This is a genomic window from Cellulomonas rhizosphaerae (assembly GCF_003470205.1).
Lineage (GTDB): Bacteria > Actinomycetota > Actinomycetes > Actinomycetales > Cellulomonadaceae > Cellulomonas > Cellulomonas rhizosphaerae.
Window position 1 is genome coordinate 1 of sequence record NZ_QWKP01000207.1, and the last position, 14,262, is coordinate 14,262.

Genomic DNA, 14,262 nt, shown 5'->3' on the forward strand with positions numbered 1-14,262 from the left:
CGAGCGCGGGTAGTGCGGACCGAGCGCGTATGGCGCGCCACCCGCGCTCGCGCCGCGACACCCGCGCTCGGCGTGGCCCGTCGCCTGGGCTGCAGCGGGCGACGGCCCGACGGCAGCGGGCGGCACGCCCGCTCCCGGGCTCCCGCGAGGACCGCCTCGCGCCACCACCTGCACTCCCGCTCCAGCCCCGCTCGCCCGCCCTGCACGCTCTCCGCTTCGCCGAGCGCGGGTACTGCGGACGGAGCGCGTATGGCGCGCCACCCGCGCTCGCGCCGCGACACCCGCGCTCGGCGCGGCCGCCGCTCCGGTCGGCAACGGCCACCTGCTCGGGCGGCAGAGGACGGCGTGGATGGTGCACGTCGTCCTCCGGGTCCGGCGAGGACCACCTCGCGCTGGCACTTATGCCGAGCGCGGGTCGTGCGGACCGAGCGCGGGTGGCGTGCCACCCGCGCTCGCGCCGTAGCACCCGCGCTCGCGTCGTGGTGCGGGTGCGAGGCGCCCTCGGCGAGCGGGGGCGGGTGGCGACGCGCGGGGCGGACCGAGCGCGGGGGGCAACGCGCGCGGCGGGGCGGAGTTTCGCCGGAGGGGTGGCGTGTGTCACCATGGCGACCGACGACGAGGGAGTCGTCCAAGGGCGGTGACGCCCGGGTCGCTGGCGGCCGTCCGTGCCGGGTGGACTTTCCCCTACGGGCTGCGTATGCTAGCGCTTTGCGCTGGCCTGTGCCCGCGATCCCGTATAACCCGAGCCCTCACACGTCGTACGTGCGCGACGTGGAGTGCTGCGAGGCCGGGGGGTCGTGATCCGCCGGGATCCCGCGCTGCGTGCAAACGAACTGCAGGGAAGGACCCCTCTTGGCTGCCTCGCGCACCCCTTCTGCTCCGTCCGCCGACGCCGTTGCGAACCGCACCGCATCACGTCGCATCTCCTTCGCCAAGATCCACGAGCCCCTCGAGGTTCCCGACCTCCTCGGTCTGCAGACCGAGAGCTTCGACTGGCTGCTCGGCAACGAGCGCTGGCAGGCCCGCGTGGCCGCCGCTCTCGAGGCCGGCCGCCAGGACGTTCCCGGGACCGCCGGTCTCGAGGAGATCTTCGAGGAGATCTCCCCGATCGAGGACTTCGGCGGCACCATGTCGCTGTCGTTCCGCGAGCACCGCTTCGAGCCGCCGAAGTACACGGCCGAGGAGTGCAAGGAGAAGGACTTCACGTTCGCTGCCCCGCTGTTCGTCACCGCGGAGTTCGTGAACTACACCACCGGTGAGATCAAGAGCCAGACGGTCTTCATGGGCGACTTCCCGCTCATGAGCGAGCGCGGCACGTTCATCATCAACGGCACCGAGCGCGTCGTCGTCTCGCAGCTCGTCCGCTCGCCGGGCGTCTACTTCGAGCGCACCGCGGACAAGACGTCCGACAAGGACATCCTCACCGCCAAGGTCATCCCGAGCCGCGGCGCCTGGCTCGAGTTCGAGATCGACAAGCGCGACAACGTCGGCGTCCGCGTCGACCGCAAGCGCAAGCAGAACGCGACCGTGCTGCTCAAGGCCCTCGGCATGAGCGAGGCCGAGATCCGCGAGGAGTTCGGCGCGTTCCCGGCGGTCATCGACACGCTCGAGAAGGACCACGTCCAGACGCAGGACGAGTCGCTGCTCGACCTCTACCGCAAGATCCGCCCGGGCGAGCCGCCCACGGTCGAGGCCGGTCGCGCACTGCTCGAGAACTTCTACTTCAACCCGAAGCGCTACGACCTCGCGAAGGTCGGCCGCTACAAGCTGAACAAGAAGCTCGGCATCGACGTGCCCCTGGCCGACTCGGTGCTGTCGCTGGCCGACGTCGTCGCCACGATCAAGTACCTCGCCGCGCTGCACGCCGACGTCGTGACCCTGCCGGGCACGCGTGCCGGCGAGGCCGTCGAGGTCCGCGTCGAGCCCGACGACATCGACCACTTCGGCAACCGTCGCATCCGCGCGGTCGGCGAGCTCATCCAGAACCAGGTCCGTACGGGCCTGTCCCGGATGGAGCGCGTCGTGCGCGAGCGCATGACGACGCAGGACGTCGAGGCGATCACGCCGCAGACCCTGATCAACATCCGCCCCGTGGTGGCGTCGATCAAGGAGTTCTTCGGCACGTCGCAGCTCTCGCAGTTCATGGACCAGAACAACCCGCTCGCCGGCCTGACGCACAAGCGTCGTCTGTCCGCGCTGGGCCCGGGTGGTCTGTCCCGTGACCGCGCCGGCATGGAGGTCCGTGACGTCCACCCGTCGCACTACGGCCGCATGTGCCCGATCGAGACCCCTGAGGGCCCGAACATCGGCCTGATCGGCTCGCTCGCGACGTACGGGCGGATCAACCCGTTCGGCTTCGTCGAGACCCCGTACCGCAAGGTCATCAAGGGCAAGGTCAGCGACGAGGTCCAGTACCTCACCGCCGACGACGAGGACCGCTTCGTCATCGCCCAGGCCAACGCCCCCCTCAAGGCCAACGGCCACTTCGAGGAGGACCGCGTCCTGGTTCGCGTCAAGGGCGGCGAGATCGAGTACGTCGCCGGCGAGAACGTCGACTACATGGACGTCTCCCCGCGCCAGATGGTGTCGGTGGCCACGGCCCTGATCCCGTTCCTCGAGCACGACGACGCAAACCGCGCCCTCATGGGTGCCAACATGCAGCGCCAGGCGGTGCCGCTGGTCCGTTCCGAGGCGCCGTTCGTCGGCACCGGCATGGAGCGCCGCGCGGCCATCGACGCGGGCGACGTCATCGTCGCGAGCAAGCCCGGTGTGGTCACGGAGGTGTCGGCCGAGCTCATCACGATCGCGAACGACGACGCCACCACCACGACGCACCGCGTCGCGAAGTTCCGTCGCTCCAACCAGGGCACCAGCTACAACCAGCGCGTGCTGGTCGACGCCGGCGCCCGCGTCGAGCCCGGCTCGGTGCTCGCCGACGGACCGGCCACGGACGAGGGCGAGCTCGCGCTCGGCCGCAACCTCCTGGTCGCGTTCATGTCGTGGGAGGGCCACAACTACGAGGACGCGATCATCCTGTCGCAGCGTCTCGTGCAGGACGACGTGCTGTCCTCGATCCACATCGAGGAGCACGAGGTCGACGCGCGCGACACCAAGCTCGGCCCGGAGGAGATCACGCGGGACATCCCGAACGTCTCCGAGGAGGTCCTCGCGGACCTGGACGAGCGCGGCATCATCCGCATCGGCGCCGAGGTCGCAGCCGGCGACATCCTCGTCGGCAAGGTGACGCCCAAGGGCGAGACCGAGCTGACCCCGGAGGAGCGCCTGCTCCGCGCGATCTTCGGTGAGAAGGCTCGCGAGGTCCGCGACACGTCGCTCAAGGTGCCCCACGGCGAGTCCGGCACGGTCATCGAGGTCCGCACGTTCAGCCGCGACGACGGCGACGAGCTGCCGGCCGGCGTGAACGAGCTGGTCCGCGTCTACATCGCCCAGCGCCGCAAGATCACGGCGGGCGACAAGCTGGCCGGCCGCCACGGCAACAAGGGCGTCATCTCGACGATCCTGCCGCAGGAGGACATGCCGTTCCTCGCGGACGGCACGCCGGTCGACATCATCCTCAACCCGATGGGTGTGCCCGGGCGCATGAACGTCGGCCAGGTGCTGGAGGTCCACCTCGGGTGGATCGCCGCGCAGGGCTGGGACATCTCCCTGGCCACGGAGGGCGACCTGTCCTGGAAGGACAACGTCCCCGCCATCGCCGCGAGCAGCGGGCCGGGCAACCCGGTCGCGACGCCGGTCTTCGACGGCCTGCAGGAGAACGCCCTGACCGGGCTGCTCTCGAGCACGCTGCCGAACCGCGACGGTGTCCGCACCGTCGGTGGCGACGGCAAGGGACTCCTCTTCGACGGCCGCTCCGGCGAGCCGTTCCCGGAGGCGGTCTCGGTCGGCTACATGTACATCCTCAAGCTGCACCACCTGGTCGACGACAAGATCCACGCCCGCTCGACCGGCCCGTACTCGATGATCACGCAGCAGCCGCTGGGTGGTAAGGCGCAGTTCGGTGGTCAGCGGTTCGGTGAGATGGAGGTGTGGGCCCTCGAGGCGTACGGCGCTGCCTACACCCTGCAGGAGCTGCTCACCATCAAGTCGGACGACGTGCCCGGCCGCGTCAAGGTCTACGAGGCGATCGTGAAGGGGGAGAACATCCCCGACTCGGGCATCCCCGAGTCCTTCAAGGTCCTCCTCAAGGAGATGCAGTCGCTCTGCCTGAACGTCGAGGTGCTGTCCTCGGACGGCGTCTCCATCGACATGAAGGACAACGACGACGAGGTCTACCGCGCAGCGGAGGAGCTCGGCATCGACCTGTCGCGCCGGCCCAACGCCAGCAGCATCGAAGAGATCTGACGCCGAGCCCCGCCGCCCTTCCTCACGGGTGGGCGGCGGGCGCCCGCACCCCTTGCACCATTTCCGTCCGCCGGCACGAGCCGGCAAGCGAAGGAAGTAGGACCCCCCTTGCTCGACGTCAACGTCTTCGACGAGCTGCGTATCGGCCTTGCCTCGGCCGACGACATCCGTGCCTGGTCGCACGGCGAGGTGAAGAAGCCCGAGACCATCAACTACCGGACCCTGAAGCCGGAGAAGGATGGCCTGTTCTGCGAGAAGATCTTCGGTCCCACCCGGGACTGGGAGTGCAACTGCGGCAAGTACAAGCGCGTGCGCTTCAAGGGCATCATCTGCGAGCGCTGCGGCGTCGAGGTGACCCGCTCGAAGGTCCGTCGTGAGCGCATGGGCCACATCGAGCTCGCCGCGCCCGTCACGCACATCTGGTTCTTCAAGGGTGTGCCCTCGCGACTGGGCTACCTGCTGGACCTCGCCCCGAAGGACCTCGAGAAGGTCATCTACTTCGCGGCGTACATGATCACCTGGGTCGACGTCGACGGTCGGCACGAGGACCTCCCCAACCTCCAGAACGAGATCGACCTGGAGCGCAAGGAGATCTCGGACCGCCGCGACAACGACGTGAACACCCGCGCCACGAAGCTCGAGGCCGACCTGGCCGAGCTCGAGGCCGAGGGTGCCAAGGCAGACGCGCGCCGCAAGGTCCGCGACTCGGCCGAGCGCGAGATGGCGCAGATCCGCAAGCGTGCGGACCTCGAGATCGACCGCCTCGACAACGTCTGGGACCGCTTCAAGAACCTCAAGGTCGCCGACCTCGAGGGCGACGAGCTGCTCTACCGCGCCCTGCAGGACCGGTACGGCAACTACTTCGAGGGCTCGATGGGCGCCGCGGCGATCCAGAAGCGCCTCGAGGCCTTCGACCTCGAGGCCGAGTCCGACTCGCTGCGCGAGATCATCAAGACGGGCAAGGGCCAGCGCAAGACGCGTGCCCTCAAGCGTCTGAAGGTCGTCAACGCGTTCCTCACGACGAGCAACTCGCCCACCGGCATGGTGCTCGACGCCGTCCCGGTCATCCCGCCGGACCTGCGTCCGATGGTCCAGCTCGACGGTGGCCGTTTCGCGACGTCCGACCTGAACGACCTGTACCGCCGCGTGATCAACCGCAACAACCGGCTCAAGCGCCTGCTCGACCTGGGCGCGCCGGAGATCATCGTCAACAACGAGAAGCGGATGCTCCAGGAGGCCGTCGACTCGCTGTTCGACAACGGCCGCCGTGGCCGTCCGGTGACGGGTCCGGGCAACCGCCCGCTCAAGTCGATCTCCGACATGCTCAAGGGCAAGCAGGGGCGTTTCCGTCAGAACCTGCTCGGCAAGCGCGTCGACTACTCGGGCCGTTCGGTCATCGTCGTCGGCCCGCAGCTCAAGCTGCACCAGTGCGGTCTGCCCAAGCAGATGGCCCTGGAGCTCTTCAAGCCGTTCGTGATGAAGCGCCTCGTGGACCTCAACCACGCGCAGAACATCAAGTCGGCCAAGCGGATGGTGGAGCGCGCGCGCCCCGTCGTCTGGGACGTCCTCGAAGAGGTCATCACGGAGCACCCGGTGCTGCTCAACCGCGCACCCACGCTGCACCGTCTCGGCATCCAGGCGTTCGAGCCCCAGCTGGTCGAGGGCAAGGCCATCCACCTGCACCCGCTCGTCTGCGCCGCGTTCAACGCGGACTTCGACGGTGACCAGATGGCCGTGCACCTGCCCCTGAGCGCGGAGGCGCAGGCCGAGGCCCGCATCCTCATGCTCTCGAGCAACAACATCCTCAAGCCGTCGGACGGCCGTCCGGTGACCATGCCCTCGCAGGACATGATCATCGGTCTGTACCACCTGACGTCGGACCGGAACGACGCCCTCGGCGCCGGCCGCACGTTCAGCTCGGTGTCCGAGGCGATCATGGCGTTCGACCAGCACAGCCTGGACCTGAACGCCGTGGTCCGGATCCTCTTCGACGACCTGGTGCTCGCACCCGAGGACGCGCCCGAGGGCTGGTCCGAGGGTGAGCCGCTGGTCTACGAGACGACGCTGGGTCGTGCGCTCTTCAACGAGCTGCTGCCCGTCGACTACCCGTACGAGAACGGCGTCGTCGACAAGAAGCGCCTCTCGGTCATCGTCAACGACCTCGCCGAGCGCTACCCGAAGGTCGCCGTCGCGGCGTCCCTCGACGCGCTCAAGGAGGCCGGCTTCCGCTGGGCCACCCGCTCGGGTGTCACCATCGCGATCTCCGACGTGGCCACGCCGTCCGGCAAGGCCGCGATCCTCGAGGACTACGAGGGTCGGGCCGCCAAGGTGCAGGGCCAGTACGAGAAGGGCCTGATCACCGACGACGAGCGCCGCCAGGAGCTCATCGAGATCTGGACCCGTGCGACCGAGGAGGTCGCCGACGCGATGCGCAAGTCCTTCCCGGACCGCAACACCGTGTACCGCATGGTGGGTTCGGGTGCGCGTGGTAACTGGATGCAGGTCCGTCAGATCGCCGGTATGCGCGGCCTCGTGGCGAACCCGAAGGGCGAGATCATCCCTCGCCCGATCAAGTCCAACTACCGCGAGGGCCTGTCCGTCCTCGAGTACTTCATCGCCACGCACGGTGCCCGCAAGGGTCTGGCGGACACCGCTCTGCGGACCGCCGACTCGGGCTACCTCACGCGTCGTCTGGTGGACGTGTCGCAGGACGTCATCGTTCGCGAGGAGGACTGCGGGACTGAGCGTGGCCTGTCCATGCCGATCGGCGTGGCGGGCACGAACGGCCTGCGTCGTCACGACAAGGTCGAGACGAGCGTCTACTCGCGCACGCTGGCCACCGACGTCGAGGTGGACGGCGAGATCGTCGGCCACGCCGGCGACGACGTGGGCGACGTCCTGCTCGACCGCCTGCTCGAGGGTGGTGTCGACGCGCTCAAGGTGCGTTCGGTGCTGACCTGCGAGTCGCGCGTCGGGACCTGCGCCAAGTGCTACGGCCGCTCGCTGGCCACCGGCAAGCTCGTCGACATCGGCGAGGCCGTCGGCATCATCGCGGCCCAGTCGATCGGCGAGCCCGGCACGCAGCTGACCATGCGTACCTTCCACACCGGTGGTGTGGCGTCGGCCGACGACATCACGCAGGGTCTGCCGCGTGTCCAGGAGCTCTTCGAGGCCCGCACCCCCAAGGGTGAGGCGCCCATCGCGGAGTACTCGGGCGTCGTCACGATCGAGGAGGGTGACCGCTCGCGGCGCATCCTGCTCACGCCGGACGACTCCGAGATCGAGCCCGTGGCCTACCCGATCACCAAGCGCTCGCGCCTGCTCGTGCAGGAGGGCGACCGTGTGACGGTCGGCATGTCGCTCGTCCAGGGTGCCGTGGACCCGAAGAAGGTCCTGCGCATCCTCGGCCCGCGCAAGACGCAGGAGCACCTGGTCGACCAGGTCCAGGAGGTCTACCGCTCGCAGGGCGTGGACATCCACGACAAGCACATCGAGGTCATCGTGCGGCAGATGCTGCGTCGCGTGACCGTGCTGGACTCGGGCACGACGGACCTGCTGCCCGGCGAGCTCGCCGAGCGTGGCCGCTTCGAGGACGCGAACCGCAAGGCCGTGTCCGAGGGTGGCCAGCCGGCCTCGGGTCGTCCGGAGCTCATGGGCATCACGAAGGCCTCGCTCGCGACGGACTCGTGGCTGTCGGCGGCCTCCTTCCAGGAGACGACGCGCGTCCTCACCGAGGCCGCGATGTCGGGCCGGTCCGACCCGCTGCTGGGTCTCAAGGAGAACGTCATCCTCGGCAAGCTCATCCCCGCCGGTACGGGCCTGCCCCGCTACCGCAACATCGCGGTGGAGCCGACCGAGGAGGCCAAGGCCGAGCTGTACCCGACCTTCGGCTACGACGAGATCGACTTCCCCGCCCTGGGCCTCGGCTCCGGCGAGGCGATCCCGCTCGAGGACATCGACTTCGGCGACTTCCGCTGATCTCGTACGTCTGCTTCTCCCCGAGGGGGTCCACCGTCCGCGGTGGGCCCCCTCGGGCCTTTCGTCCCTGGTGCGCGGTGGCGGCCTGGGGCGTAACGTGGGGACGTCCTCTGCCCACGGTGGTGCCCGGCCGTCGCGCTGGTCAGCCACTTTGACGCCCTCCGGAGCGCCAGGTAACGTTGGACACCGTGCCCGCGCCGTCGGGCCCTCGTGCGTGCACTCGCACCGGACTCGTCCGGGTGGTGCGCCGGGGTGGAGATCCGTCCACCAGCATCGTCGATTCGGCCAGGGAGACCTGGCAGGCCGCCGGTGCCGGAGAACGGGGCGACACGCCCGGGTGCGGGGGTCGGTTCGGGACTCCAGACAGACCGAGGCAGCCGCGCGACGGGCGGCACTCCTCGAACATGCCGGCCGTCCAGGGTGACGGGATCCGGTCGACCAGAGCTCATCCAACAGACGGAGACGTAGTGCCTACGATCCAGCAGCTGGTCCGCAAGGGCCGGCAGGCGAAGACGAACAAGTCGAAGACGCCTGCCCTCAAGGGCAGCCCCCAGCGACGCGGTGTGTGCACCCGCGTCTACACCACGACCCCGAAGAAGCCGAACTCCGCCCTCCGCAAGGTCGCGCGCGTTCGCCTCTCGAGCCAGGTCGAGGTCACGGCGTACATCCCGGGTGTCGGTCACAACCTGCAGGAGCACTCCATCGTGCTCGTCCGCGGTGGCCGCGTGAAGGACCTCCCCGGTGTGCGTTACAAGATCGTCCGCGGCGCCCTCGACACGCAGGGTGTCAAGAACCGCAAGCAGGCGCGTAGCCGCTACGGCGCGAAGAAGGTGGGCTGATGCCTCGCAAGGGTCCGGCCCCGAAGCGGCCGCTGATCGTCGACCCCGTCTACGGGTCCCCGGTCGTCACGCAGCTCATCAACAAGATCCTTCTCGACGGCAAGAAGTCGGTCGCTGAGGCGATCGTCTACGGCGCCCTCGAGGGTGTGCGCGAGAAGACGCAGGGCGACCCGGTCGTCGTGCTCAAGCGCGCGCTCGACAACGTGCGCCCCTCGCTCGAGGTGCGCTCGCGCCGCGTCGGTGGCGCGACCTACCAGGTCCCCGTCGAGGTCCGTCCGGTTCGCCAGACGACCCTCGCGCTGCGCTGGCTCACGGACTACTCGCGCGCTCGTCGCGAGAAGACCATGACCGAGCGTCTGATGAACGAGATCCTCGACGCGTCCAACGGCCTCGGTGCCGCGGTCAAGCGTCGTGAGGACATGCACAAGATGGCCGAGTCCAACAAGGCCTTCGCGCACTACCGCTGGTAACACCAGCCCGGTCGCCGCGGCCCGCCTGTGCAAGCGGGCGGGCCCGCGGGACCACCTACGCCAACCGATAAGGGGCAACTCACGTGGCACTGGATGTGCTGACGGACCTCACGAAGGTCCGCAACATCGGCATCATGGCTCACATCGATGCCGGCAAGACCACCACCACCGAGCGGATCCTGTTCTACACCGGGGTCAACTACAAGATTGGTGAGACGCACGACGGTGCGTCGACGATGGACTGGATGGAGCAGGAGCAGGAGCGCGGCATCACGATCACGTCCGCCGCGACGACCTGCTACTGGAAGAACAACCAGATCAACATCATCGACACCCCGGGCCACGTGGACTTCACGGTCGAGGTCGAGCGCTCGCTGCGCGTCCTCGACGGTGCCGTCGCCGTGTTCGACGGCAAGGAGGGCGTCGAGCCCCAGTCGGAGACCGTCTGGCGCCAGGCCGACAAGTACGACGTCCCGCGCATCTGCTTCGTCAACAAGATGGACAAGCTCGGCGCGGACTTCTACTTCACGGTCAAGACGATCGTCGACCGCCTCAAGGCCAAGCCGCTGGTCATCCAGCTGCCGATCGGTGCCGAGAACGACTTCATCGGCGTCGTCGACCTGGTCGAGATGCGCGCGCTCGTGTGGCGCGGCGAGACGGCCCTGGGCGAGAAGTACGAGGTCGAGGAGATCCCCGCCGACCTCGTCGAGAAGGCCGACCAGTACCGTGCCGAGCTCCTCGAGGCCGTCGCCGAGACCGACGACGAGCTGCTCGAGAAGTTCCTCGGCGGCGAGGAGCTGACGGTTGCCGAGATCAAGGCCGGCATCCGCAAGCTCACGGTCGCGAGCGAGGCCTACCCGGTCCTGTGCGGCTCGGCGTTCAAGAACAAGGGCGTCCAGCCCATGCTCGACGCCGTCATCGACTACCTGCCGACGCCCCTGGACGTCCCGGCAGTCGAGGGCCACGACATGAAGGACCCCGAGCTCGTGGTCGAGCGTCACCCCGACTCGACGGAGCCGTTCTCGGCCCTCGCGTTCAAGGTCGCGTCGCACCCGTTCTTCGGCAAGCTCACCTACGTCCGGGTCTACTCCGGCAAGGTGTCGCAGGGCGCGCAGGTGCTCAACTCGACCAAGAACAAGAAGGAGCGCATCGGGAAGCTCTTCCAGATGCACTCCAACAAGGAGAACCCGGTCGAGGACGCCACGGCCGGCCACATCTACGCGTTCATCGGCCTCAAGGACGTCACCACCGGTGACACCCTGAGCGACCCGTCGGCACCCGTGGTGCTCGAGTCGATGACCTTCCCGGAGCCCGTCATCGACGTGGCCATCGAGCCGAAGACGAAGGGCGACCAGGAGAAGCTCTCCGTCGCCATCCAGAAGCTCGCCGAGGAGGACCCGACCTTCCGCGTCAAGCACGACGAGGAGACCGGCCAGACCGTCATCGGCGGCATGGGCGAGCTCCACCTCGACATCCTCGTCGACCGCATGCGTCGCGAGTTCAAGGTCGAGGCCAACGTCGGCAAGCCGCAGGTCGCGTACCGCGAGACGATCCGCCGCACGGTCGAGAAGATGGACTACGTCCACAAGAAGCAGACCGGTGGATCGGGCCAGTACGCCAAGGTGCAGATGAGCTTCGAGCCTCTGGACCCGGCCGAGGGCGAGCTGTACGAGTTCTCGAACAAGGTCACCGGTGGCCGCATCCCGCGCGAGTACATCCCGTCTGTCGACGCGGGTATCCAGAGCGCGATGCAGCTCGGCGTCCTGGCGGGCTTCCCCCTGGTGGGCGTCAAGGCGATCCTGCTCGACGGTGCCGCGCACGACGTCGACTCCTCGGAGATGGCGTTCAAGATCGCGGGCTCGATGATCCTCAAGGAAGCGGTCCGCAAGGCCGACCCGGTTCTGCTCGAGCCGGTCATGGCCGTCGAGGTCCGTACTCCTGAGGAGTACATGGGTGACGTCATCGGCGACATCAACTCGCGCCGCGGCATGATCCAGTCCATGGAGGACGCCACGGGTGTGAAGGTCATTCGCGCCCAGGTTCCTCTCTCTGAGATGTTCGGGTACGTCGGCGACCTGCGTTCCAAGACGCAGGGCCGTGCGGTGTACTCGATGCAGTTCGACAGCTACGCCGAGGTTCCTCGGAATGTTGCCGAGGAGATCATCAAGAAGACCCGGGGCGAGTAGTCCCACAGGTCGAACCCTGTAGTTCCATCACATAAACCGACCCGTAGGACAGCACGCCTGGCAGGTACCGTCCGGTACCGGCAGACGGGCAATCTCTACCAAGTCCTGAGGAGGACACCCAGTGGGCAAGGCGAAGTTCGAGCGGACGAAGCCGCACGTCAACATCGGGACCATCGGTCACGTCGACCACGGCAAGACGACGCTGACCGCCGCGATCTCGAAGGTGCTGCACGACAAGTACCCCGACCTGAACCCCTTCACGCCTTTCGACGAGATCGACAAGGCGCCTGAGGAGAAGCAGCGCGGCATCACCATCAACATCGCGCACGTGGAGTACCAGACGGAGAAGCGTCACTACGCTCACGTCGACGCTCCCGGTCACGCGGACTACATCAAGAACATGATCACGGGCGCGGCGCAGATGGACGGCGCCATCCTCGTGGTTGCAGCGACGGACGGCCCGATGGCCCAGACGCGTGAGCACGTCCTGCTCGCCCGTCAGGTCGGCGTGCCCTACCTGCTCGTCGCGCTGAACAAGACCGACATGGTCGACGACGAGGAGATCCTGGACCTCGTCGAGATGGAGGTGCGCGAGCTCCTCTCCGCCCAGGGCTTCGAGGGTGACGACGTCCCCGTCGTGCGCGTCTCGGGCCTCAAGGCGCTCGAGGGCGACCCGCAGTGGGTCAAGTCCGTCGAGGACCTGCTGGACGCTGTCGACGAGAACGTGCCGGACCCGGTGCGCGACATCGACAAGCCGTTCCTCATGCCGATCGAGGACGTCTTCACGATCACCGGTCGTGGCACGGTCGTCACCGGTCGCGTCGAGCGTGGCTCGCTCAAGGTGAACGAGGAGGTGGAGATCGTCGGTATCAAGGAGAAGGCGATCAAGACCACGGTCACCGGCGTCGAGATGTTCCGCAAGCTGCTCGACTACGCCGAGGCCGGCGAGAACGTCGGTCTGCTCCTGCGTGGCACGAAGCGCGAGGAGGTCGAGCGCGGCCAGGTCGTCGTCAAGCCCGGCTCGATCACGCCGCACACGGAGTTCGAGGGCCAGGTCTACATCCTGGCCAAGGACGAGGGTGGCCGTCACAACCCGTTCTACGGGAACTACCGCCCCCAGTTCTACTTCCGTACGACCGACGTCACCGGCGTCATCACGCTGCCCGAGGGCACCGAGATGGTCATGCCCGGCGACAACACGGAGATCTCCGTCACGCTGATCCAGCCCATCGCGATGGAGGAGGGCCTCGGCTTCGCCATCCGTGAGGGTGGCCGCACCGTTGGCTCGGGCCGCGTCATCAAGATCATCAAGTGATCTGAGCCCCTCGGGGCACTGATCCACCGGGAAGGCCCGGGTGCTTCGGCACCCGGGCCTTTTCGCTGGTCACGCGCGACTTGAACGTTTCACATCGGGTGCGGGCCGTCCGCGGTGTGGGTACCGTCGGCGCTCGTGACCATCGACACCGCCCCCGCCCGTCGTTCGCAGCGCCCCCCGCGTGCCACCCGGACGGGCTGGATCATCGTGGCCGCGTGCGTCGCGGTGGCCGTCGTCATCGCGCTCGTCGTCACCCGGCCGTGGTCCGACGACGGTCCGGCTGACGAGCTCGCCGACGGCACCGGCGGCACGGCGCAGCAGGAGCCGGCGACCGTCGCCCGCGGAACCGACGATGCCGCGACCCTGACCCTCTCGGGCAGCGCCCAGGCGCTGCAGGTGACAGCCGACGCCTCCGACGACGACCTCCTGCGCGCGGAGAGTGACGGGGCGGACCAGCCGACGGTCGATGGTGACCGCCTCGAGCTGCGCGGCGGCATCGTCCACCTGCGCCTCGCGCCCGACGTGGTCTGGACCCTGGCGATCACCGAGGGCATGGACACGGTCGACGTGAACCTGACCGGGGGCCGGCTCGCGGCGCTGGACCTGAGCGGGGGAGCGCGGCTCATCACGCTGACGCTGCCGAAGCCCGACGGTGCCGTGACGATCGACCAGTCCGCCGGCGCGCAGGACCTCGTGGTCCACCTCCCGCAGGACACCGGTGCGGTGGCCCACGTGACGTCGGGCGTCGGCACCGTGGCGATCGACGGCACGAAGACGCAGGGCGTCGGCGCGGGCACGGACCTGGCGACGAAGCCCCGCGGCGACGACTACTACACGGTGAACGTCGGCGGCGGCCTCGGCACCCTGACGATCGACCACCCGGACACCCAGTCCCCCTGACCTCCCCGCCCGCCCTGCCCGCCCGTCCCCGACTCTCCACCGAGCGCGGGTGCTGCGGACCGAGCGCGCGTGGCGCGTCACCTGCGCCTGGTCCGTAGGGCCCGCGCTCGCGACGTGGTCGGGCATGGCGGGAGCGAGGCGCTCGTGGCGGCGAGTGTGGGTGTGGGTGTGGATGACCGGCGACGGGGATTCGTGGGCGGTGGGATCGTGCG

The 14,262-nt window shown here is 68.5% G+C and carries 7 protein-coding genes; all 7 read left to right on the forward strand.

Features of this window, described 5'->3' with window-relative positions; all coding sequences use genetic code 11:
* Positions 1–852: 852 nt before the first annotated feature.
* The 7 genes from rpoB to D1825_RS12290 all read left to right on the forward strand — a co-directional run bounded on the left by rpoB (position 853) and on the right by D1825_RS12290 (position 14,050).
* Entirely contained in the window at positions 853–4,362 is a 3,510-nt protein-coding gene (gene rpoB, locus D1825_RS12260) for a DNA-directed RNA polymerase subunit beta (protein ID WP_118767707.1), read from the forward strand.
* Positions 4,363–4,470: 108 nt separating this feature from the next.
* Positions 4,471–8,340 (forward strand): DNA-directed RNA polymerase subunit beta', encoded by a 3,870-nt coding sequence (locus D1825_RS12265; protein WP_118767708.1) that lies wholly within the window; start codon positions 4,471–4,473, stop codon positions 8,338–8,340.
* A 467-nt stretch (positions 8,341–8,807) separates the two neighbouring features.
* Positions 8,808–9,179 (forward strand): 30S ribosomal protein S12, encoded by a 372-nt coding sequence (rpsL, locus tag D1825_RS12270; protein ID WP_013770160.1) that lies wholly within the window; start codon positions 8,808–8,810, stop codon positions 9,177–9,179.
* Complete coding sequence (gene rpsG / locus D1825_RS12275) at positions 9,179–9,649, forward strand: 30S ribosomal protein S7 (protein ID WP_118767709.1); 471 nt, start codon at positions 9,179–9,181, stop codon at positions 9,647–9,649. Before rpsL ends, rpsG begins: the two co-directional genes overlap by 1 nt.
* 83 nt (positions 9,650–9,732) lie before the next feature.
* Complete coding sequence (fusA, locus tag D1825_RS12280; RefSeq protein ID WP_118767710.1) at positions 9,733–11,835, forward strand: elongation factor G; 2,103 nt, start codon at positions 9,733–9,735, stop codon at positions 11,833–11,835.
* Positions 11,836–11,956: 121 nt separating this feature from the next.
* Positions 11,957–13,150, forward strand: a complete 1,194-nt coding sequence (tuf, locus tag D1825_RS12285; protein WP_118767711.1) for an elongation factor Tu — start codon at positions 11,957–11,959, stop codon at positions 13,148–13,150.
* A gap of 135 nt (positions 13,151–13,285) precedes the next feature.
* Positions 13,286–14,050, forward strand: coding sequence for a hypothetical protein (locus tag D1825_RS12290; protein WP_138067654.1), 765 nt, complete (start codon positions 13,286–13,288; stop codon positions 14,048–14,050).
* The last annotated feature ends 212 nt before the right edge of the window (positions 14,051–14,262 follow it).

Bases quoted from the DNA above. Each gene is read 5' to 3' on its own strand.
- rpsG (WP_118767709.1), top strand. From the start codon at position 9,179: ATGCCTCGCAAGGGTCCGGCCCCGAAGCGGCCGCTGATCGTCGACCCC.